This window comes from Bartonella ancashensis, assembly GCF_001281405.1.
GTDB lineage: Bacteria > Pseudomonadota > Alphaproteobacteria > Rhizobiales > Rhizobiaceae > Bartonella > Bartonella ancashensis.
Map to the genome: position 1 here is coordinate 624678 of NZ_CP010401.1, position 23598 is coordinate 648275.

The window sequence follows — 23598 nt, forward strand, 5'->3', positions numbered from 1 at the left end:
CTCTGTTTTAAAATGGTGCCTTAACTCTCCTTAAACAAAGCAACTCGTAAATCACCAGCTTTGTAAATAACCTCTTCGTCTGCTTTTACCCACCCATCTGCTATACCTAAGACTAAATTCCCACGTCGAATACGCTTAAAATCTATCCCATATTCAAGTAGCTTAACTTGTGGAGTAACCATTCCCGATAATTTCACTTCACCTGTTGATATAGCTCGCCCCTTTCCTGATTCGCCTAACCAACCAAGGAAAAAACCGGTTAGTTGCCACAAAGCATCCAAACCGAGGCATCCTGGCATGACAGGATCATTGATAAAGTGGCAATCAAAAAACCACAGTCCTGGAGTGATATCAAACTCCGCGCGAACAAACCCTTTGTTGTGTCCTCCTCCAGTTTCACTGATCTGAGTGATTCTATGAATCATCAACATTGGTGGGGCAGGCAGTTGTGCGTTATTCTTACCAAACATCTCACCACGACTGCAGCTCAGAAGTTCCTCGTAAGCATAGCAGGATTTGCGTTCAGCCATTATCACTCCATTTATTTACATACATCCCTACATCCCATACCCATCTACTTTTAGAGCAAATTTAAGGTAGAAGGAAATGATTTTATATTATTTTAAACGATAAAATACCTTTTTTCTCTTAATTTGAGAGATATTTTTCTACCTGATGAAAAGTTTATGTTTCACACCCTCCTCATTTGACTCTGCATCAATCATATCTAATATATGATGAAATGCAGTTTGTAATATGTCAATGGTTGTAATTACCTAGATATTCTATGAAAAATTTGTGAGAAAATTGTGAATTTTTATTCTTTATCCAAATTAGAAGAGTGTTTGCGTAAAAACGGGTTACGGCCAACACGCCAACGGTTGGAGCTTGCTCATATGATTTTTTCTCAAGGCAATCGGCATATTGCCGCTGAAGAGTTATATGAGGAAGCGACTCAAGCGGGTGTTCCCGTGTCTTTAGCAACAGTTTATAATACACTTCATCAATTTACTGAAGCTGGTTTATTGCGGATCATTGCGGTGGAGGGTTCAAAAACTTGGTTTGATACCAATACATCAGATCATTATCATTTCTACATTGAAGGTGAAAATCGTATTCTCGATATTCCGTATAATTTTGAGGAAGCACCTATTATTGAAAATTTACCTCAGCCACCACAGGGAATGGAAATTTCTCACGTTGATTTGATCATTCGATTAAGACGCAAACATTAAAATTAATCGTCAAAAAAAGGTAGTTTGATAGGGGTAAGATTAGATGTTACTCTATGAAAATCAAGTAATTCATTAATTTTTATTTTTCATCGGGATAAATTCCCCATAATTGAGTTTGATGAAGCCATCCACGTATGTTATGAATGTCAAGTTCACACCATTGTCCATTACATTTACGAATATTCCCGATGATATTAGGTCCTATTTTTGCTACAGGTCGTGCATTATTGTCCGGTGATTTGCGCAGCACGAGATTTTGTGCTGTATTTTTTCTCCAGGGAATAGTGAGAACAGTTCGTTTTCCTGATAGAAGTGATTTGTAAACCCATCCTTCATCACCTTCTGCATCACGTATTTTTCGCCATTGGTCATATTCTTGGATGATTTCAACAGGCAAACCCTTTTTCCGATAAATGAAAATAACAGCGTATTGGCTACTTGGTCCTACTCGGACGTTGACACGATTAGGTTTAATTGACGCAAATCGTGGAAGTGGTAAGCCGCTTGGCCCGATGCTATAACTCATAGTTTGTGCATATGATGAAATAAGGGAGGGGGATAAAAATCCTTCCACTACCGTAAATAATAAGGGAGCTAAAAAGCGTAACCAACGAAAATTTCTCACTCTAATAAACCTCTCATGAAGATGTATATAATTTGAATATTTGGAAAACATATTCAAATTCAAAAAATGATGTAAATTTTTGGCATGAAGCTCGTTAAAAAGATCTAAACAATAGGTCAATTACTACAAGAAAATAAAAACAGTACACTAATAAATGGAAGTTTATTAACTACTCTCACGGGGAATTATTTTCATAACCGAGGAAGTGAAGTGTACTACGAATATATGACATATCCTTTTGCAAGTTGGCAGGAGAAAATAACATTCCCCGAACAAGGAAAATAACGGCAGGAACAAATTTCTAAGATAATTTAACTATGCAAAAAACATGACAATCATGCAGCTTCTTTAAATGGGCGGCGTCTTGCTATGGGATACTGATTTTTTTTGGCAATGCGTGCAATGACCTCTTTTAAGGGTTCTATCACCACACTCATTGAGTTACCACTTGCGTGGATGATATTTTGATAGTCAAGCATGATGGCAACATGATCTTTCCAGAAGATTAGGTCGCCTCTCTGAAGAGGACTATCTTCTGTTAACTGTTTTCCTACAGTATTCCGTTGCATATCGGTATCACGTAAAATGGATTGTCCAGCTAACATCATAGACAATTGAACAAGTCCTGAACAATCAAGTCCAAAACCACTAACACCACCCCAGAGGTATGGAGTGTGGAGAAGGGTTTGCGCAATAGTGACATAATCGCTGTATATGATACCGATTGGCGCAAGGTGGCGAGAAACAACAGATGTTCCATCTTCAAGAATAGAATACGTTGTATCACGTACTTCGATTATGTCCACGACATTTACTTTACTACCTATTGATAAAGCACATTTTTTAGGTCCACGTAAATCACTTTGTAAATATTGAAATGTCCTCGCCACTGAGACGACATGTGTGGGTTCTGTAGTTGGTGTATAAAGAGCTTGCGTATCGATATAACCAACATAACCATCCTTCAAGGATTGACCCCATGATATTGTTTTTTCATGTTCAAATATCAAAAGGTCCTCTCCTAGAAGACATTCTGTTTGTATTTCATTTTTTTGACTGTCTTTGAATAGGCCAGAAACAGGAACTCCAACGCGCTTCCGTTCTCCTTCAACAAAGCGTTGAGCCTGAACCTCCCCTTTAAGACGCCGATCAGCAAGATCAGACCTAAATGCGTTTAATCGTGGATCTTTTCGTTCCATTGAATCTACCCATTAATATCCAATGTTTTCTCCCTATAAATAACACAACATAATATTATTTTGAATCCAAAAAATATTTTTCAAATTTTGTTTTCACTATAATTTCAAATTATCCTTAACAATGGGATTAGTAGGTTTGTGTATTAAAGTTCATTTTTGAAAAGGTTATAAAGGGCACGGATAGTTTGAGCATTTCCACCAATGGGATAACCTGGAGATTCTTTTGCTACCCATCCAAAAAGGTCAAAATGAGCAAAAGATTCAGTTTTTTCGACAAATGCATCGAGAAACAGAGCTGCAGTTATAGAGCCTGCAAAATTATCTCCTGTTGTATTATTTATGTCAGCAATTAGTGAAGATAATTTTTCCCTATAAGGATTCCAGAGTGGCATTTGCCAAAGAGGATCATGAGTATGGTGAGCTGATTGAATAATCTTTTGTGCTAATACAGAGTCAGTACAATAAAATGCAGGAAGATCAGGGCCTAATGCTACACGAGCCGCTCCTGTTAGTGTTGCCATACAAACCATAAATTGAGGTTTTGTTTCATCACCATAGGCGAGTGCATCAGCAAGAATAAGTCTTCCTTCGGCATCGGTATTACCGATTTCAACACTTAAGCCTTTGCGGCTTTGCAGGATATCACCAGGTCGAAAAGCATTTCCAGAAATTACATTTTCAACAGCTGGGATCAATACTTGTAGGTGAAATGGCAAGCGTGCATCCATGATTAATTTGGCTAATCCTAAAACATGTGCACTGCCGCCCATATCTTTTTTCATTAGCAACATGTTGTTAGCTGATTTAATGTCTAATCCTCCACTATCGAAGGTTACACCTTTTCCAACCAGTGTTATTTTAGGGTGATTTTTTTGTCCCCATTGTAATTCAATGAGTCGTGGTGCGATGTTACTTGCTCGTCCTACTGCATGAATCATTGGAAAATTACATGCTAGGAGTTCATCTCCGCAAATACTTGTTACATGAGCATCATAGGTTTTTCCTAACTGACGTGTCATTGTTTCCAAGGTATCAGGGGTCATTTCGTTGGCCGGAGAATTAATGAGGTCACGAACAAAAAAGACAGTTTCATAAATTCGGTTAAGTTCATTAAGATTAATTGTATTATGAACGTGGATTGATAATGATTTAGAAGAAATATTTTGCCGATAGTGGTTAAATTGATAACTTCCGAGTGCTAACCCTAAGTAGGTATTTATTCCACTTACAGCTTCTCCTTCTAGGTGCCAGTGTCCAGTAGGAAGGTGTTTTGCAAGGAGTCCAGTGATAAAAGGTTCTTCACCATTGCCAAGCCCAAATAAGACTTTTTTTAATTGTCCAGTTTCTTTGGGAACGAATAATATTTGTCCTTTTTTTCCAGTAAAATTATTTGCTTTTATCCATGCAGTTGTTGATGCATCAAATGGTAAATCAGTAAAATTACTTGAGTATACTAAAAATATTGGATGACTGTTTTCAGAACGTTTTGAGGTAAAATTAATTTGGTATTCAGGCATATTCATGTGTCCTTACAGTTTTCTAAGTGCAACATATTCGACTAAATGGTTTTTTCCTTTTCGTAAAATGAGATTAGCTCGAAATCGCGTTGGTAATATATTTTCCAGTAAATTTTTTAGATTAATTGTACGCCAGATATTTTGGGCTATTTCTAAAGCAGCTTCTTCACTTAGGAGCGCATAGCGATAAAAATAGGATTCAGGATTTTGAAAAGCCGTTTTACGTAGACGTTTGAAGCGTTCTAGGTACCAATGACAAATCATGTCTATTTGGGCATCTACGTAGATTGAGAAATCGAAGAAATCTGAGACAAAAGGTATACTACTTGCCGTATTAGATTTTTTATTTTTTTGAAAATCACCCACTTGAAGTACATTAACACCTTCAACAATTAGAATATCAGGGTGGTCGATAGTAATTGTTTGATTTTCTAAAATATCGTAGGTTAAATGTGAATAAAGTGGTGCGCGGACATTACCTATACCAGCTTTCACAGAAGAAAGGAAATGCAGTAACTTTTTGATATCGTAGGAATCGGGAAATCCTTTACGATTCATACGATTTTTTTCCTGTAATACAGCATTGGAATAGAGAAAACCGTCAGTTGTGATTAGATCGACTTTGAAGTTTGGCATCCAACGTTTTAAAAGTTCCTGAAGAATACGTGCGGTTGTTGATTTTCCCACTGCTACAGATCCAGAAATTCCGATGATAAAGGGAGTTTTCTTGATATCTTTTTGGCATAAAAATTGTTGACGTTTCAGGAACAGGTTTTGTACCGTTTCTACATGACATGATAGTAAACGTGATAAGGAAAGATAAATACGTTCTACTTCTTCAAGATCAATAGGGTCTTCAATTGAGCGTAAACATTTGATTTCATCGAAAGTTAAAGTTAACGGTGTGTCTGCTCGGAATTGAGCCCACTCTTGTGCAGTAAAGATATTATAAAGGGAATATTGTTTAGAAATGGAAAAAGTTAGATCATCAGCTTGATCGGATTTTAGCATAGCGGTACTAACTATCTTTACTGGTAGAGGTTCTTTTTTGCTTTATCATTTATTACAGTAATAATGCGGGATGGAAAACAGATTCTCGTATTTTAAGGCTCTTCGTTACATATATTCTCCTGTTCTGAGATCATTTAATGATGCGTGCCTAGCTAGTTATTTAGTCATTTTAATAGGAGCCATCTTTTGCATATCATATTTTGTGCCAAAAAAATCGATGAAAGTAAATGTGTTTTAATGTTGACCAATAATTGGATACGAGGAGCATATTAATATAGTTTTGTAGTTGCAGATAGCGTTAGGTGATTTGAGCTATCGTAAAGGTAAGGTACAATAATTGTTGATTTTCTAGCTTATTAGAATGCAATATCAGTCTTTTTTGGGGTATAATGATCCATATTAAAGGTGTCTGTATAAATTGCAGTCTATTGTTATTTTAGAATAGCCTTAAGGGGATTATGGGATAATGAAGCAAGATCACAGATTGGGGGGAATCATGACGGTAAATTATACAAGTTACATAAGAATTTTTAGTTGTTTAAATGAAAAGATTTTTTTACAGCACGCTTTCAAGATGGCTGTTTAATGCGGTTGAATTGTTATTTAGGCCGGTAATGTTTTTAAGTGAAGCGTGAGGATAAAGAGTTTTATTTTTCTGTTGATTAAAAGTGATGTGTATTTTGTTTAATGAGCTAATAGATATTGCCAACATCTTTTTTGCTAAAGGTCTCTGCGATTTCTGTTATCAAGTGTGTTTAATTTTATGTTTTGATAAAGATAAGGTCTTTTTCGCAAGATATTGGCATTTTTTCTAAATTGGGAGTAATTTCATTAGCAGTATTTGTCACAATTGAGCGATGTGCAAGGTGATTTCAAAAATAAACAATAATACTGTCGTTTTTTCTGATGCGGTGGTCGTTTAGCCGTTGTGTTTTTAAGTACATGTTCTTAAAATATGTGAGTACAAGGAATTGAATTTTACGCCTCATTGAAGAAAAAGAGTGTTAAGGAGTGTGCTTATGAAGCAACATCATGGTTCTGATAGGATGTATGGTACAACTATTGTTACTGTGCGAAAAGGCGGTAAAGTTGTTATGGCTGGTGATGGTCAAGTTTCACTTGGACAAACGATCATGAAAGGAAATGCACGCAAGGTACGTCGTTTGGGGAAAGATAGGACAATTATTGCTGGTTTTGCAGGTGCTACAGCAGATGCATTCACTTTGCTGGAGCGATTAGAAGTAAAGCTTGAACAATATCCTAATCAACTTATGCGTGCCTGTGTGGAGCTTGCAAAAGATTGGCGCACGGATCGTTATTTACGTCGTCTTGAGGCGATGATGCTTGTGGCCGATAAAAAAATCACCTTAGCTTTGACAGGTCTTGGTGATGTGTTAGAACCAGAGGATGGTATTATGGCAATTGGTTCTGGAGGTAATTTTGCTTTATCGGCAGCGCGCGCTCTCATTGATATGGATTTGGATGCGGAAGTCATTGTGCGCAAGGCTATGAAAATTGCCGCTGAGATTTGTGTTTATACGAATAACAATTTTATCATTGAAACATTGGATACAGAGTCATCCTCTTTTGAGAAAGTTATTTGAATGTGTGTTATATTTTCTCCTCGCGAAATTGTTTCTGAACTTGATCGTTTTATCATAGGGCAAAGGGATGCTAAGCGTTCCGTTGCTATTGCGTTGCGTAATCGTTGGCGTCGGCAACAGCTTGAAGGGCAGATGCGTGAAGAAGTTATGCCCAAGAACATTTTAATGATAGGGCCAACAGGTGTTGGGAAAACAGGAATAGCACGTCGATTAGCAAAACTTGCTGGGGCTCCTTTTGTGAAAGTAGAAGCTACTAAATTTACTGAAGTTGGTTATGTTGGGCGTGATGTTGAGCAGATTATTCGTGATCTTGTTGAAATAGCAATTTCTCTTGTGCGTGAAAAAAAACGGGATGAAGTGCAGGAAAGAGCGCGTGTGAATGCAGAGGAAAGAGTCTTAGAATCTCTTGTTGGAAAGACAGCAAGTTCTGCTACTAAGGATAGTTTTCGTAAAAAATTACGAGAAGGTGAATTGGATGATAAAGAAATAGAGATTGAGGTCACTCATAATAGCAGTAATAACGCATCAACCTTTGATATTCCTGGTATGCCAGGAGCACAAATGGGGATTATGAATTTATCAGATATTTTTGGAAAAATTGGTGGCCGCACAAAGGTACGTAAAACGACAGTTCGAGATGCTTTTAAACCGCTAATTGATGATGAATCTGAAAAATTGCTTGATCAGGATCAAATTGTTCAAGATGCTTTGCGTATGGCCGAAAATGATGGAATTGTTTTTATTGATGAGATTGATAAAATTGCGACTCAAAATAATGGGGTCGTTGGAGCAGCTGTTTCACGCGAAGGAGTGCAGAGGGATCTCTTACCTCTTGTTGAGGGAACAACAATTGCTACCAAATATGGGCAGGTAAAAACAGATCACATTCTTTTCATTGCATCTGGTGCGTTTCATGTTTCTAAGCCATCTGATTTATTACCAGAGCTTCAGGGGCGTCTACCTATTCGTGTAGAGCTAAATGCTTTAACAAGAGAGGATTTACGACGTATTCTTACTGAGCCAGAAGCTAGTTTAATTAAGCAGTATATTGCTCTGATGGCAACAGAAGAGGTTCATTTAGAGATCACGGATGATGCGATTGATGCTTTAGCTGACATTGCTGTTGATTTGAACGCAAGAATTGAAAATATTGGGGCACGCCGATTACAAACAGTTATGGAACGTGTTTTAGATGAAATTTCATTTACGGCACCTGATAAAGCTGGTACTTCGTTTAAAATTGATGCTGCTTACGTTAGAAAGTCTATCGAAAATCTTGCAGCTGATATTGATCTTTCGCGTTTTATTCTCTAGATGGGCCATATTTTAAAATGGCTTTAAGACTGCTTGTATTCTCGTACGTTGTATGGGGCTGTCTCGAGAAAGATGTTTGCAATTCTCAGTGATAAAAGATTTGCTTCTAAATTTCCTGTAGGTGCGGTGTTTTTGTAGTTCTATACAACTATTGCATGTGAAAAGATAAATTTAAACCGCTATGTTTACGGTAGGGCATTGTGATCTCATGGTAAATTAGGGTGAATTGTAAGAAGCTATAGCCTGTTATGTAGTTTGTTGAAATGTAATAATAGAATAATAGTGAGTATAAAAGCAGAGTTTTTCTTTTTCAGCTGTGGGATGTGAGGATAGAATTTGAGATTATAATTTCAGGAGGCTGTTGATTATTAATGAGAACTAACCGTTTCATTTGCAGGAATACGCCACAATGGGTAAAAGCCCAGTTTGTCGATAAGGTATAGCAGACTTTTTTTAAGCGCAAGTTTTCAAGGACCGAAAAACAAAATGTTGTGATTTTAAAGTTACGGCATATTGCTTAAAAATATTTCAACATGAAGCCTACTTACGCCGGTCAAAGTTATGTAAAAACGCGTCGTGTCATCTGAAGGGCAGGGGGAGGTGAAAGGCGCCTTTTCAAGAACAAATAATTTTTTAGATTGAAAGTAACATTCGCTAAACAGTGAAGGAGAAATTTCAGTCCCCTTGCTTTTTGCGTCGGTGCTTTTTCTCAGGTTGCCTTTTTTCGTCAGTATTATCGTTTATTTCTTTTTCTGCTGAATCATCACAAGACAATTCTTTTCCAGTTTTCTGGTCAACCATTTTCATAGACAACCGAATTTTACCACGTTCATCAAAGCCTATTAATTGGACCCAGACTTTATCCCCTTCTGCAACAACATCAGTTGTTTTTGCAACACGTTTGGATGAAAGTTGAGAAATATGAACCAATCCATCATGCGAGCCAAAAAAGTTCACAAACGCACCAAATTCCGTAGTTTTGACAACAGTTCCCTGATAAATGGCGCCGACTTCAGGTTCATCGACAATTGAGTGTATCCAATTTTTGGCTGCGGCAATACTTTTCATGTCAGTTGAAGAAATTCTAATTGTCCCATCGTCTTCAATGTTAATTTTAGCCCCAGTTTGTTCAACAATTTCTCGAATTACTTTACCTCCGGAGCCAATAACTTCCCGAATTTTGTCCACGGGAATAGTCATCATTTCAATACGTGGAGAAAATTCGCTTAGCTCAGAGCGTGCATCCGTCAAGGCTTTTGCCATTTCGTTAAGAATATGGATTCGACCATCTTTTGCTTGTTCAAGAGCAATTTTCATAACTTCTTCAGTAATACCATCAATTTTGATGTCCATTTGAAGGGAAGTAATACCATCTTGGGTCCCCGCTACTTTGAAGTCCATGTCACCGAGATGATCTTCATCTCCGAGAATATCAGACAAAACAGCAAAACGTTCCTGCTCCTTTATTAAGCCCATAGCGATACCAGCTATAGGACGCACCAAAGGAACACCGGCATCCATCAATGCTAGCGAAGTTCCACAAACCGTTGCCATTGAGGATGAACCGTTTGATTCAGTAATTTCTGAAACAACACGAATAGTGTAAGGAAAAGATTCTTTAGTTGGCAACATTGGGTGAATAGCTCGCCATGCCAGTTTACCATGACCGATTTCACGGCGACCAGGAGAACCAATACGTCCCGTTTCACCTACAGAAAAGGGAGGGAAGTTATAATGAAGCAAAAATGCTTCTTTGTACATTCCTGTCAAAGAATCAATATATTGTTCGTCCTCACCAGTTCCTAATGTTGCAACAACAAGAGCTTGTGTTTCACCACGGGTAAATAATGCTGATCCATGCGTGCGAGGTAGAATACCGACTTCTGATTGGATTGGACGTACAGCTGAAAGGCCACGCCCATCAATACGCTTTTCAGTATCGAGAATGCTCCAGCGAACAATTCTTGCTTGTAACTTTTTGAAAACTGTTGCAATTTTATCTTCGCTTAATTCGTGATTATCTTCCGTTTGTGGCATTAACTTTTTGATAACGCTTGCTTTTATGAGATCAATAGCAGCGTAGCGTTGTTGTTTATCAGTGATAGTGTAAGCTTTTCTCAGGTCAGTTTCGACCATCTCGAGCATGGTTTTTTCAAGATCGGAGACATCTTCAGGAATAAATTCACGTGGCTCTTTAGCGGCTACTTTTGCAAGTTGAGTGATGGCATCAATAACAGGCTGAAAGCCTTTTTGGCCAAACATGATTGCACCCAACATCACATCTTCAGGCAACTCTTGTGCTTCTGATTCAACCATTAGAACGGCATTTTCTGTTCCAGCGATAACGAGATCCAGTTTTGATTCAAGTATTTCATCAGTTGTAGGATTAAGGACGTAATGCCCATTACAATAACCAACACGAGCACCAGCAATGGGGCCCATAAAAGGAACACCCGATAAAGCCAGAGCAGCAGAGGATGCAATTATTGCAAGGACATCGGGGTTATTCTCCAAATCATGCTGTATGACGGAGACAATAATTTGTGTATCATTCTTATAACCGTTAACAAAAAGAGGACGAATCGGACGATCAATCAGACGCGAAATCAAAGTCTCATTCTCACTTGGACGGCTTTCACGTTTAAAATAACCACCCGGTATTTTACCTACAGCATAGGTTTTTTCCTGATAATTCACTGTGAGCGGAAAAAAATCTTGGTCTGGTTTTGGAGTTTTTTCTGAAACAACAGTTGCTAAGACAACGGTTTCACCATAAGTGACAACGACTGCACCATCTGCTTGACGTGCAATTTTTCCTGTTTCAATGATGAGTGGCCGGCCGGCCCATTCAATTTCTACCTTATGGGTTTTAAACATTTCTTATCCTTAATGGTCAGGTGTTTGCACTAAAAACGCGTATATCCCGACTTCACATGCTATGCTTCGAGGTTTATGTAAGATAACAAGACACCACGATCCTTTGATACTGAGAGAGATAAGTTGCATCCAGGCATGAAAATTAGCAATTTCACCTCACAACAATCTCTTACCCGCCTTCAGCTGAAGGCAATAAACTGTAATAAAAGGGTGGCTTTTGTGTGATGAAAGACACCCACCAATCTTTCTCTTAACGACGCAAACCAAGTTTTTCTATAAGTAGCCGGTAACGATCTGGGTCAGTTCCTTTAAGGTAATCAAGAAGACGCCGTCTCCGAGAAACCATCTTTAAAAGACCACGACGGGAATGATTATCTTTTTTGTGAAATTTGAAATGACTAGTTAGATTAGCAATGCGTTCGGAAAGAACGGCAACTTGAACCTCAGGCGATCCCGTATCACCAGTTTTAGTTGCATGTTCTATAATAAGTTCCCGTTTGCGTTCAGCTGCAATCGACATCGTATCATCCTTTCAATAAATAAAGAAACAAAGCCACCCGTAGCCGAGATGTCGTCCAGCAAGGGTCAGTGAAAAAGCAAGAAAAGAAAAATCTTCACTCGTTTCTGCACTTAATATAGGAAAGATGGTTGAAATACTAGTCCCTAAAAATACCTTTAATATTTTCTTTCATGATTATTTTATAAAAATTTTTAAAGAGTTGTGTACTTTACCCAATTTAACGGTATGGTGACAGTTTTTTCGGTGCACTTGTGATTAAAAATGACAGATTAGTGGTTTGGAGGTAAAAGTGCAGAAATTGCAACAAGCATCAACGTTAAAGCTGTTCCGTCATGCGGTTTTTCGAAATTTATGGTCAGCCACACTTTTTTCTAATTTAGGAGGGTTTATACAAGCTGTAGGTGCTGGTTGGTTGATGACGTTAATTAGTTCTTCGCATTCCATGGTGGGACTCGTTCAAAGTGCTATGACATTACCTCTGGTTATTTTTTCTTTAATGGCAGGAGCATTGGCAGATAGTTTAAATCGACGTCAGATTATGCTGTTTGCTCAGATTGTAATGATGTTTATCTCTATTAATTTGACCATTTTATCCTATATGAATTTGGTAACGCCATGGCTTTTATTATGTTTTACGTTTTTGATTGGGTGTGGAAGTGCTTTTTATAATCCTGCTTGGCAAGCCACGATGGGAGATATTGTAAGCAAAGAGAATATTTCTGCGGCTGTTAGTTTGAACAGTGTTGGGTTTAACTTGATGCGTAGTATAGGCCCTGCTATTGGTGGGGTGATTGTTGCTACCCTTGGAGGATTTGCAGCTTTTCTATTAAATGCTATAAGCTATATACCTTTAATTATTACATTGTTTTTATGGAAACCGAACTACAGACATGATGCTCTTCCACGCGAAAAGCTTCTAGGAGCTGTAGCAGATGGTTTACGCTATGTTGCTCTATCTCCCAATCTTCTTAGCATTATGACAAGAGCTCTTTTTTTTGGTATTGGAGCAATTTCAATTTTGGCTTTGTTGCCAATTGTTGCACGCGATATCTTAGGTGGGGGAGCTCTGCTTTACGGTACACTGCTTGGTTGTTTTGGAATAGGAGCTATTATAGCTGGTGTTATTAATGCGCATGTGCGACATTATTGCAGTTCTGAAACAATTATTGCGAGTGCTTTTATAGGGCTTTCTTTCTCTTGCCTTGTTTTGGCTATGAGTCATTCGGTAGTTTTAAGCCATCTCGTTTTGTTTCCTGCGGGGTTATGTTGGGTTTTGGCATTATCATTATTCAATACATCCGTACAATTATCTATACCACGTTGGGTTGTTGCGCGTGCTTTATCACTTTATCAAACTGCATCTTTTGGTGGCATGGCAGTAGGGAGTGCAGTTTGGGGAGTGTTGGCTGATGCCTATTCTCCAACAGCTGCTTTGAATATTTGTGCTCTATTTCTAATTTTTGGAGCTGCTTTAGGTGTAAAATTTAAAATTCAAGAAATTCCCCAAATAGATCTTGATCCACTTGATCAGTTTAGAGAGCCAGAGCTTTTACTTAATTTAAAAGCACAAAGTGGCCCGATCATGATTATGATCCATTATCAAATCGATGAGCATGATCTTGAGGAATTTCTTGAAGTAATGACACGTCGTCGCCACATTCGTCGACGAGATGGTGCGCGTCAATGGGTTCTTTTACGTGACCTTGAAAGACCAGAATGTTGGACGGAAGCTTATCATGTGCCAACATGGGTTGATTATTTGCGCCATAATCATCGTTGTACAAAGGCTGATGCAGAAGTAAATAAATGCCTCAATCGATTAAATCGTTCATTGAATGGTATTGAGGTACGCCGCATGATTGAACGGCAAACAATACCGCAAGTTGGTGAGATGCATTTGAAATCTTCTGCAGATCAGTAATTTTTAAAATATGGTTTCAAGTATAACGAAGACAATTTCAACTTACATATTTGTAAGACAATATTTTAAAAAATCATAGTTGATGATTTATGTATTTGTAAAAAGCCGTTTTGGTTTGAAATAGCTTTCCTTTATAGTGCCTATAGCAAGAAGCTGGCTTTCATAAGTAACGCAGATATCGTTTTCATTAGTAGGGACATTTTGGTCGTGTAAAAGAACTGGTTGTCCCCTTTTTATACGCTGTGCCTGTGTTGTATCAAGTGCACAGTGGAAAAGGCATCTTAATGCAGCACTTGTTTTTATCAATAATCTATTAAGTGCAGAAAAATCTTTCTTAAAGGATGTATCATCTTGATTAGTTATATTTTCATAAGTAAGTGATGTTTTTATTTTGTCCCATGTGAGGAGGTCATTTTCATTAAAAGGAAAGACTGCAATACGGCGTAAATCAGCAATATGTCCGTAGCAACCAAGATCACGCCCCATATCACGTGCTAAAGAACGCACATAAGTTCCTTTTCCGCATGTTATTTTGAAAACAGAGGATTGTTCATCTACCATTTCAATGAGTTGAAGGGTGTTAATTGTCACTTGTCGGGGTGGGATTTTAATAATCTCACCTTCACGTGCTAAGTTATAGGCACGATCGCCAGCAATTTTAATTGCAGAAAATTGCGGGGGTACCTGTAAGATAGTACCTGTGTATTTGGGTAAAAGAGCAAGGATATCATTTTTAATCGGTCTTTTAAGAGATGTTTTGGTTACAATACCTTCTAGATCATCTGTAGTACGTTCTTCACCCCATGCTATCCGAAAATAATAGGTTTTGACGCCTTCCATCACGTAGGGAACTGTCTTAGTTGCCTCTCCTAATGCGATTGGTAGTGCTCCAGAAGCAAGTGGATCAAGTGTACCTGCATGTCCTGCTTTTTGCGCATTGAAGAGGTCTTTGATTTTTGAAACAGCTTCCGTTGATTTCATCCCTTTTGGCTTATCAAGAATAATCCAGCCAGAAATAGGACGGCCTTTTTTTTGCGTTGCCGTACCATATTAGTCCTCAGGCTCATCACAACAAAGATCACGTGCAACTTCAGGTGAGCGAAGTAATGCGTCAATTTTTGAAAAGTGATCAAAACTGCTATCAAGTTGAAAACGGAGTTCAGGCATATATTTCATTTGTCGTAATAGATGACTAATTTCCCCACGGATAAAACGGCTGTATTTATTTAAAATTTGAATAGTATTGTAAGAATCATTGTCAAAAGTGAGGGAAGAGACAAAACAAGTTGCAATTTTTAGATCAGGCGACATGCGTACTTCAGAGATGGATAAGACAACATTTTTGGGGATTTTATCAGATAAAATACCCCGTTGTAGAGCATGAGCTATTACATGACGGACTTGTTCCCCAACTCTTAATTGCCGTTGCGAAAAGTCTGTATTTTTCATGAAATAGTTACCTTTTTTGAAGTCTTTTTTCGAAAAAAAAGAAAAGAGAAATTCCACAAGCTCCGTAGCTTTTTCATTTAACAAAAAAATTACGAGCCAATTTCACTGACTTTATAGTGTACGACTGATATGTTCAACTCGGAATATCTCAATAATGTCACCTGCACGCATATCTTCATAATGTTCAAAAGCGATACCACATTCTTGACCAACGTGGACTTCGTTGACTTCGTCTTTGAAGCGTTTGAGTGTTTTAAGTTTTCCTTCATGAATGACAATATTGTCTCGGATTAGGCGAACACCAGCTCCCCGCTCTATTTTTCCTTCTGTAACGCGACAACCTGCAACTTTTCCGATTTTTGTAATGCTAAAGACTTCTAAAATTTCGGCATTTCCAAGAGAAGTTGTGCGTTTTTCTGGCGATAATAATCCCGACATAGCTGCTTTGATATCATCAACGAGATCATAAATGACATTATAATAGCGGATTTCAATGCCTTGTGTTTCGGCTAAATCACGTACCTGTTTGTTTGCTCGAACGTTAAAACCAATAACAGCAGAATTAGAAGCTTCAGCAAGAGAAATATCACTTTCAGTTATACCTCCTGCACCAGAATGGACAACGCGTGTTCGTACTTCTTCATTTCCGAGCATTTCTAACGCTGAATTAATAGCTTCGACGGATCCTTGAACATCCCCTTTGATAATAAGAGGGAATTCTTTTATGCCAGCCGTTTGTAGTTTTGTCATCATTTGCTCAAGAGAGCCGCGAGAACCAGTTCTCCGAGCTACATTTTTATCACGTGCTAATCGTTGACGATACTCAGAAATTTCGCGGGCTTTTGCTTCATGAGTAACAACAACAAAACGATCACCAGCTTGCGGTGTGCCTTGCATTCCCAAAATTTCGATAGGTGTAGAAGGGCCTGCTTCTTTAATGTGCTTTCCATGATCATCGATTAAAGCACGAATCCGTCCCCATTCATTTCCAGCAACGATGATATCGGCAAGATGTAAGGTACCTTTTTGAATAAGGACAGTTGCAACAGGTCCTCGTCCTCGATCAAGTTTTGCTTCAATAACAATACCGTCTGCAGTTCTTTCTGGATCAGCTTTTAGGTCAAGGATTTCAGCTTGAAGAAGGATAGCTTCTAAAAGTTTATCAATATTTTTACCTGTTTTAGCAGAAACCTCAACCTCTAAAGTTTCTCCACCCATCGTTTCGACAAACACTTCTTGTTGTAAGAGGCCTGTGCGCACTTTTTGTGCATCAGCAGTTGGTTTATCAATTTTATTGATAGCCACAATGATAGGCACATTAGCAGCTTTTGCGTGATTAATGGATTCAATGGTTTGTGGCATGATACTATCGTCAGCAGCTACGACAAGAACAGCGATATCAGTAATTTGAGCACCTCGGGCGCGCATAGCTGTAAAAGCGGCATGTCCAGGTGTATCAATAAAGGTGATTTTTTGTCCATTATGTTCAACTTGATAAGCACCAATATGCTGAGTAATACCTCCAGCTTCGCCGGAGGCAACATTAGCTTTACGAATGGCATCAAGAAGAGAGGTTTTTCCGTGATCCACATGCCCCATGATTGTAACAACTGGTGGACGTGGTTTCATTTTTTGAAGGTCATCATTTATATTAAAAAGACCTTCCTCAATGTCAGATTCTGAAACACGTTTAACTGTATGGCCGAATTCAACAGCGATCAATTCGGCAATATCCGCATCGATGACATCACCAGGTTTCATCATTTGTTTTTGTTGCATGAGAAATTTAATAACGTCAACAGAACGTTCAGCCATACGTTGAGCAAGTTCTTGGATGGTGATGGTTTCAGGAAGGATGACTTCACGAGAGATTTTTTCCCGTGGTTCTTGATTTTGTGCGCGTTTAAATTTTTCTTGTCGGCGACGCATTGCAGCCATTGAACGGCCGCGTGAATTTCCTTCTTCATCTAATGCACTATGGAGGGTCAGTTTACCACGACGATGCTCATCTATGCCCTTTATAATCTTGGGTGAACGTGTCTCTGATTTAGAAGGACTAGTGCGTCGGCTATGCTTTTCTTCATTTTCATCATCATCTACATTGCGTTTATCAATAATGGTAACTTTTTTTATTGCAGGAGGAGCATCTATTGATTTGATAGGCATTATAGGTGCTATTGGTGGAGAAGAGAGAATTTTTTCTATATGGGATGGTTGAATTTCCTCTTCCTGAGAAGTTTTTTGGTGAAAACTCTCTTCATGTTGTTTTAGTTTTTCTTTTTCTAAAGCTTGTTTACGAGTTATTTTTTCTTGAACATGCGCCTCTTCCAATGCACGAATTCTCGCCTCCATCTCAGCTGATGAAAGATTATTTTGGGTTGTAGAGGTTGCAGTTGCAGCTTTTTCAGTGCGCGGCTTCGAGCGCGGAGCTGCAATATGTGGTTTAGTAATCGATTGTATTACTTCAGCTTTCTTCTCATCTCGCGTAATTTTACGTCGTTTAGTTTCAACAACGACAGCCTTTGTACGACCATGACTGAAATTTTGTTTGACCGTACTCGTTTCTAATCCTGATCGTTTCAAAGTCAGCGTCTTTTTAGCTGTTATCTTATCATTATTGTTTTCACTCATTGTACTTCCTTCACGGCTTCTGCCGTCGTCTTATCAGGCTCATTGCGCTCTTCATCACGATAGGCGATCAGTTTATATATTGTCTTGATAAATCCCTCTGCAGCTCTCACGTTCAGTAAAGCTGCATGTATCACAAGATTAGCTCCAAAAGCCATACCCATTTCGTCATTTGTAAATAAAGATATGGCTTTTATATTTTGATTTGTTTGTTGTTGTAAGGCATAAATAGCTTGCGAGATTTTACGTTTTCCATCTTCTTTTGCTTCTTTTGCATGGAGAATGAGAATTGCTTGACCAGAGCGAATAGCTGTGTTGACCTTTGTTATACCCGTAACAATAGCCCCCGCTTTTCGTGCCATAGAAAGACTATGAAGAGCAGATTTTAGAAGGAGCTCATCCACGATGTTAGAAAGATTTGAAGGAACCTTAACATTCATTTTGAAACTTTTGTCAAAAATTTTACGCTTAATTGCTTCTTCGACAATAGTATGCTGACCAGAAATCCAAACGCCACGTCCAGGCAAATTTGCTTTAAGGTCTGGAACAATTTGGTTATCTGGATCAACAACAAAGCGGATCAGCGCCGCTGCTGATGTACTTTTTCTTGTTACGATACAGGTCCGATTGTTCATTGTAAATTATCTATCCATGTTTAATTGATTGATTCTTCAGTTTTTGCAGAATCTCCTACGGTAAGGTCAGCTTGGTCTATCCAGCCTGCCTGTACACGTGCAGCTAAAATCATGGATTTTGCATCTACACGCGTAACGTCAAACGGTGTTAAAATTCCAGAAAAATTCTGTGTTTGACCTTTTTTACGTTCTCGCCAGCCAACTAGGTCATCAATTGCGTAGCCTGCAAAATCATCCATAGTTTTAACACCATCTTCGCCAATCGCGACAAGCATAGCATTTGTCATACCGGGGAGCGTTTTTAATTCGTCAGAAACACCAAGATTTTTACGCTTTTCATCTAATTCTTTTTCTTTACGTTCCAGGTATTCGCGTGCACGATTTTGAATTTCTGAGGCAGTTTCTTTATCAAAACCATCAATAGAGGTGATTTCCTCAAGATCAATATAAGCAATTTCTTCAATTGAAGCGAAGCCTTCTGAAGCCATTACTTGCCCAACCATTTCATCAACATCCAAAGATTCCATGAAAAGCTTGCTACGTTCAGTAAACTCTTTTTGGCGATTTTCGGATTCTTCTTTCTCTGTTAGGATATCGATATTCCAACCCGTTAATTGTGATGCTAGACGCACGTTCTGTCCTCGTCTACCGATGGCGAGGCTGAGTTGGTCATCAGGGACAATAACTTCGATACGCTCTGCGTCTTCATCTAGAACAACTTTCGAGACTTCGGCAGGCTGCAGTGCATTAACAATGAATGTGGCAGCGTCAGGTGACCAAGGAATAATATCAATTTTTTCTCCTTGTAACTCTGAGACAACAGCTTGCACACGGCTTCCTCGCATTCCAACACACGCTCCGACAGGATCTATGGATCCATCACGTGAAACAACAGCAATTTTTGCACGAGATCCTGGATCACGAGCGACGGATTTAATTTCTATAATACCATCGTAAATTTCTGGTACTTCCATGGTAAAAAGTTTTGCCATAAATTGGGGATGTGTACGTGAAAGAAAAATCTGCGGTCCACGTTGTTCACGGTGTACATCGTTAACAAAAGCACGGATACGGTCTCCATAATGAAAAGATTCACGAGGAATTAGTTCGTCTCGCCGTACTATGGCCTCTCCACGCCCAAGATCGACGATGACATTACCATACTCGACGCGCTTAACTATGCCAGAAATAATTTCACCGACCTTATTCTTAAATTCCTCAAATTGGTTATCACGTTCTGCATCACGTATTTTTTGCACGATAATTTGTTTAGCAGATTGTGCTGCAATACGTCCAAAATCCATGGAAGGTAAGGGGTCGGAAATAAAGTCACCAATTTTTGCATCTGCTTTACGTTTTAGCGCATCAGATAACGCTATCTCAGTCGCATAATCTTCAATAATATCAACAACTTTTAGAAGACGTTGTAGCTTTATTTCTCCTGTTTTAGAATTGATTTCAGCACGGATATTGCTTTCCTGACCATAACGTGAACGTGCTGCTTTTTGAATAGCATCAGCCATTGCAGAAATGACAATTTCACGGTCAATCGACTTTTCGCGTGCAACAGCATCTGCAATTTGCAGAAATTCAAGCCTGTTAGCGCTTATAGTCATGGATTTTCTCCTTTTTGTGCAATGTAAGATTGCGTTTTATTAATATCTATCTTTAGTGATGTGTTTCAGGTTTTGAGATATCGAAATCATCCTCAGAAAATGACAAATTGTTTAAATTTTTATCTTTTTTTAGTGCATCACGGATGAGATCATCAGTCAGAACCAAATGTGCGTTAATGATATCTGAAAAGTTGATAGGAATGTACATTTTTTTACCACAGGCAGCTTTGTCGACATTTAAAGTAAATCCATTTTGCGTAACATTGGTAAGTACCCCACGAAATTTCCGACGGTCATCAATAGCTATACCAGTTTCAATTTTTACAATATGCCCTTGCCACTGAAAAAAATCAGATTTTCTAACTAGTGGGCGGTCAATACCGGGAGATGATACTTCTAAATGGTATTTTTGCTCAATGATATTTTGTATATCCATGATAGGAGAGACAGTTTTACTAACAATTTCACAATCGTCTATTGACATGGTTCCATCGGCACGTTCGGCCATGATTTGCAATGTTAAACCATTCAATCCAGAAAGTTTTACACGCACCAAACGGTATCCCAAAGGTTTGAGTAATGGCTCAATCAAAGCAGCAATACGCACTTCAACACCACTCTCCGTTAGGAGGCGTGGTTCATCAATATTATCTATGTTTTCAATTTCGTTGATGTGCTGCATCTGAGTTTCTTTAAATATTAGTTTGATGACATTAAAAAAGAGCGGATCCAAACGATCCACCCTCTAATTATGAGATACAAGAACGGACTCCACTATACTCTTAAACTGAAAAGTTTTCAAGTCATCTGTAATTTCAGTGCTCTGTTCTTCATTTTTTAATAAAAGTGAGATAAGCAGGTGTCCTACCTTCACGGAAAGCCTTTATTTCATAGCGGGTACTTTTCCATAGTGGATAAGGGGTTTCCCAATCTTTGTGACTATCTGATTTCCATTCGAAATTTTCATGTTGAAGGCAGTAGTATAGTGTCCAGTTTATGTAAATATCTATATCGCTAACAAAGCGAAGTTTTTTACCCACTTTAAGAACATGAGCGAAACGGGAAAGATTTTGCATATTGATAAAGCGTCGCTTCCAATGCTTTTTTTTAGGCCATGGATCTGGGTAAAATATGTCTATTCCATCAAGAGATTCTTTAGGTAACCAATCAAGAAGGTGTATGGCATCATTGTCATAAAGGCGAAGATTTTTTTGGTGTTTTTCATGTTTTTTAAGGTATGTTAACATTTTGGCCATGCCATTGATGAAAGGTTCAACACCAATAAAACCAGTGTCTGGAAAATGTTCTATTGCATGGATCAGATGTTCACCTCCTCCAAAACCAATTTCAAGTTTAATTTCTTTAACTTTATTGGCAAATAGTGATGTTAGATCTTTGGGTGCAGGTTCATCTAAGTTAATGTGAAGAATGGGGAGAAGGGTTTTTAGCAGCGTTTGTTGATTATGACGGAGTTGTTTTCCATGCCGGCGACCAAAAAAAGAGGTGTTTGCGTATGCATTGTACACGGTCATGATATATTAAGCAGTGCTTTGAGTTCTTCAGTTAGATCCGTTTTTTCCCAAGAAAACGAGCCATTATTTTCTGGTTTACGCCCAAAATGACCATAAGCAGCTGTTTTTGAGTATATGGGTCTATTAAGACCGAGATGTTTTCGAATTCCCGTCGGTGAAAGATCCATTATCTTACGGATTGCAATCTCAACGACACTTTCATCTATTTTTCCTGTACCGTGAAGATTAAGATAAATGGACAAAGGCTGTGCAACACCAATTGCATAAGACAGTTGAATGGTACACCGTTCTGCTAAATCAGCCGCAACGATATTTTTGGCGAGGTAACGTGCTGCATAAGCTGCAGAGCGATCAACTTTTGTTGTGTCTTTACCTGAAAAAGCACCACCTCCATGAGGTGCTGCTCCACCATAAGTATCAACAATGATTTTACGTCCCGTGAGCCCTGCGTCACTTAGAGGGCCTCCAATGACAAATTTTCCTGTTGGATTAATATACCAGCTACATTGATCAGAAATAGGGATATCACATAAAGCTTGGCGAATGTAGGGTTCAACTATTGTGCGAACTTTATTTGAATCCCAATTTTCATCCAAATGCTGTGTTGAAAGTACAATAGATGTTACCTCTATGGGAACTCCATTTTGATATCGTATCGTTACTTGGCTTTTAGCGTCTGGTCCAAGTTTTCCAACTTCTCCCTCATTTTTACGGCGAGCAGTAGAAAGAAGTTCTAAAATTTTATGCGCGTAATAGATTGGTGCTGGCATAAGATCCGATGTTTCACGGCAGGCATATCCAAACATAATACCTTGGTCTCCTGCTCCTTCTTCTCCGTGACGGTCAATGGCATTGTCAACTCCTCGCGCGATATCCGTGGATTGTTGACGGAGAAAAACGTCAATTTTGACAGTTTTCCAGTGAAAGCCTACTTGCTCATAACCAATGGAACGAATAGCACGGCGCGCAGCTGTTCGGAAACGGGTAGGGTTGATAAGAGGGGTGCCAGTTTGATCAGTTACAAAATTTCCACTTTTATCTCTTTTAAGAAGCGTATCAGGAACACGAACTTCGCCAGCGAGAATGACGCGATTGACAGTTACCAAGGTTTCACAAGCAACACGTACAAACCATGGATCAGTACCTGTTTTTTGGGCTTCCTTGTAGACCATATCAACGATTTCATCGGAAATTCTATCACAAATTTTATCAGGATGTCCTTCTGATACTGATTCACTTGTAAAAAGATAATTTTTGTGCAGCATAAGAATTTCCTTAAAAGAAATGGATCTTCATTAACAATTTAAAATCTACCTTGCTTGCAAACCGCACAACAGATGGGCAATACTGATTCATGAAGCAAGATGCAAGAAAAAAGACAATTTTTATTTTTGCAACTTATTTACGTTGTCATCTTCAGAGAGAGCTTTTGCTAAATCGATAATTTTGCGACGTACCTTAGCATCAAGAATATTTGTGAATGCACGCATCAATTGGATGCCTTCATTACTTGAGCAAAAATCCATAAAACGCTCGTCACTTTCAGCAAACCCTTCCATCGGTTGATCACTCATGCTTCGATCAAAGAAATAAGAAACTGGAACATCCATAATTTCCGCAATAGCTTGAAGACGACTTGCACCGACACGATTTGTACCCTTTTCGTATTTTTGAATTTGCTGAAACGTGATACCTAAGTGCTCTCCTAATTTTTCTTGAGTAAGACCTAATATATTACGGCGCAAACGAATACGTGTCCCGACATAAACATCTATTGGATTAGGTTTTCTCTTAGTTTCGGTCATAATGCAACTCTTTATTTCTAATGCTTTGTTTCCAAACCAATATCAGGTGCATGCGAAGTCAAATTATCATAAATCAAGATAATATGTAATATTTTTTCTTGGTATTACTG

General features: G+C 38.5%; 20 protein-coding genes. 4 read left to right on the forward strand and 16 right to left on the reverse strand.

What is annotated here, in order from left to right; all coding sequences use genetic code 11:
- Window positions 1-20: 20 nt before the first annotated feature.
- Window positions 21-530, reverse strand: coding sequence for a 3-hydroxyacyl-[acyl-carrier-protein] dehydratase FabA (gene fabA / locus PU02_RS02660; protein WP_053943964.1), 510 nt, complete (start codon window positions 528-530; stop codon window positions 21-23).
- A 279-nt stretch (window positions 531-809) separates the two neighbouring features.
- On the opposite strand from fabA, the gene irrA reads away from it, so the two are divergent.
- Complete coding sequence (gene irrA, locus PU02_RS02665; RefSeq protein ID WP_082311400.1) at window positions 810-1235, forward strand: iron response transcriptional regulator IrrA; 426 nt, start codon at window positions 810-812, stop codon at window positions 1233-1235.
- Window positions 1236-1314: 79 nt separating this feature from the next.
- Here irrA and PU02_RS02670 read toward each other — a convergent pair whose 3' ends face one another.
- The 4 genes from PU02_RS02670 to coaA all read right to left on the reverse strand — a co-directional run bounded on the left by PU02_RS02670 (window position 1315) and on the right by coaA (window position 5587).
- Window positions 1315-1860, reverse strand: coding sequence for an SH3 domain-containing protein (locus PU02_RS02670; protein WP_053943966.1), 546 nt, complete (start codon window positions 1858-1860; stop codon window positions 1315-1317).
- Window positions 1861-2195: 335 nt separating this feature from the next.
- Window positions 2196-3059 (reverse strand): C40 family peptidase, encoded by an 864-nt coding sequence (locus PU02_RS02675; protein ID WP_053943967.1) that lies wholly within the window; start codon window positions 3057-3059, stop codon window positions 2196-2198.
- A 143-nt stretch (window positions 3060-3202) separates the two neighbouring features.
- Window positions 3203-4576, reverse strand: coding sequence for a leucyl aminopeptidase family protein (locus tag PU02_RS02680; RefSeq protein WP_053943968.1), 1374 nt, complete (start codon window positions 4574-4576; stop codon window positions 3203-3205).
- Between the two features lie 12 nt (window positions 4577-4588).
- The gene (gene coaA / locus PU02_RS02685) at window positions 4589-5587 is read right to left on the reverse strand and encodes a type I pantothenate kinase (RefSeq protein WP_144417871.1); all 999 of its coding nucleotides are present in this window, start codon (window positions 5585-5587) and stop codon (window positions 4589-4591) included.
- A gap of 1019 nt (window positions 5588-6606) precedes the next feature.
- Between coaA and hslV the strand changes: the two genes are divergently transcribed.
- Window positions 6607-7191, forward strand: a complete 585-nt coding sequence (gene hslV / locus PU02_RS02690) for an ATP-dependent protease subunit HslV (protein WP_053943970.1) — start codon at window positions 6607-6609, stop codon at window positions 7189-7191.
- Window positions 7192-8505, forward strand: coding sequence for an ATP-dependent protease ATPase subunit HslU (gene hslU, locus PU02_RS02695; protein ID WP_053943971.1), 1314 nt, complete (start codon window positions 7192-7194; stop codon window positions 8503-8505).
- Between the two features lie 675 nt (window positions 8506-9180).
- On the opposite strand, the gene pnp is transcribed toward hslU, so the two are convergent.
- Both pnp and rpsO read right to left on the reverse strand, forming a co-directional pair.
- Window positions 9181-11382: a polyribonucleotide nucleotidyltransferase gene (gene pnp / locus PU02_RS02700; protein ID WP_053943972.1), complete on the reverse strand. Its 2202-nt coding sequence runs from the start codon at window positions 11380-11382 to the stop codon at window positions 9181-9183.
- Window positions 11383-11632: 250 nt separating this feature from the next.
- The gene (gene rpsO / locus PU02_RS02705; RefSeq protein WP_053943973.1) at window positions 11633-11902 is read right to left on the reverse strand and encodes a 30S ribosomal protein S15; all 270 of its coding nucleotides are present in this window, start codon (window positions 11900-11902) and stop codon (window positions 11633-11635) included.
- 298 nt (window positions 11903-12200) lie between these two features.
- Between rpsO and PU02_RS02710 the strand changes: the two genes are divergently transcribed.
- Window positions 12201-13823 (forward strand): MFS transporter, encoded by a 1623-nt coding sequence (locus PU02_RS02710; RefSeq protein ID WP_053944636.1) that lies wholly within the window; start codon window positions 12201-12203, stop codon window positions 13821-13823.
- Window positions 13824-13910: 87 nt separating this feature from the next.
- On the opposite strand, the gene truB is transcribed toward PU02_RS02710, so the two are convergent.
- The 9 genes from truB to PU02_RS02755 form a co-directional block, all read right to left on the reverse strand.
- On the reverse strand, window positions 13911-14840 hold the full coding sequence (truB, locus tag PU02_RS02715; protein WP_053943974.1) for a tRNA pseudouridine(55) synthase TruB: 930 nt from the start codon (window positions 14838-14840) through the stop codon (window positions 13911-13913).
- Window positions 14841-14873: 33 nt separating this feature from the next.
- Complete coding sequence (gene rbfA / locus PU02_RS02720; RefSeq protein WP_053944637.1) at window positions 14874-15272, reverse strand: 30S ribosome-binding factor RbfA; 399 nt, start codon at window positions 15270-15272, stop codon at window positions 14874-14876.
- Between the two features lie 111 nt (window positions 15273-15383).
- Window positions 15384-17903 (reverse strand): translation initiation factor IF-2, encoded by a 2520-nt coding sequence (gene infB, locus PU02_RS02725; protein WP_053943975.1) that lies wholly within the window; start codon window positions 17901-17903, stop codon window positions 15384-15386.
- Entirely contained in the window at window positions 17900-18535 is a 636-nt protein-coding gene (locus PU02_RS02730; RefSeq protein ID WP_053943976.1) for an RNA-binding protein, read from the reverse strand. Before PU02_RS02730 ends, infB begins: the two co-directional genes overlap by 4 nt.
- 20 nt (window positions 18536-18555) lie before the next feature.
- Entirely contained in the window at window positions 18556-20151 is a 1596-nt protein-coding gene (nusA, locus tag PU02_RS02735) for a transcription termination factor NusA (protein ID WP_053943977.1), read from the reverse strand.
- Between the two features lie 52 nt (window positions 20152-20203).
- Entirely contained in the window at window positions 20204-20833 is a 630-nt protein-coding gene (rimP, locus tag PU02_RS02740; protein ID WP_053944638.1) for a ribosome maturation factor RimP, read from the reverse strand.
- A gap of 148 nt (window positions 20834-20981) precedes the next feature.
- Window positions 20982-21683 (reverse strand): tRNA (guanine(46)-N(7))-methyltransferase TrmB, encoded by a 702-nt coding sequence (gene trmB / locus PU02_RS02745; RefSeq protein ID WP_053943978.1) that lies wholly within the window; start codon window positions 21681-21683, stop codon window positions 20982-20984.
- Window positions 21680-22948, reverse strand: coding sequence for a methionine adenosyltransferase (metK, locus tag PU02_RS02750; protein WP_053943979.1), 1269 nt, complete (start codon window positions 22946-22948; stop codon window positions 21680-21682). Before metK ends, trmB begins: the two co-directional genes overlap by 4 nt.
- Window positions 22949-23068: 120 nt before the next feature.
- Entirely contained in the window at window positions 23069-23488 is a 420-nt protein-coding gene (locus tag PU02_RS02755) for a helix-turn-helix domain-containing protein (RefSeq protein ID WP_053943980.1), read from the reverse strand.
- Window positions 23489-23598: the final 110 nt, after the last annotated feature.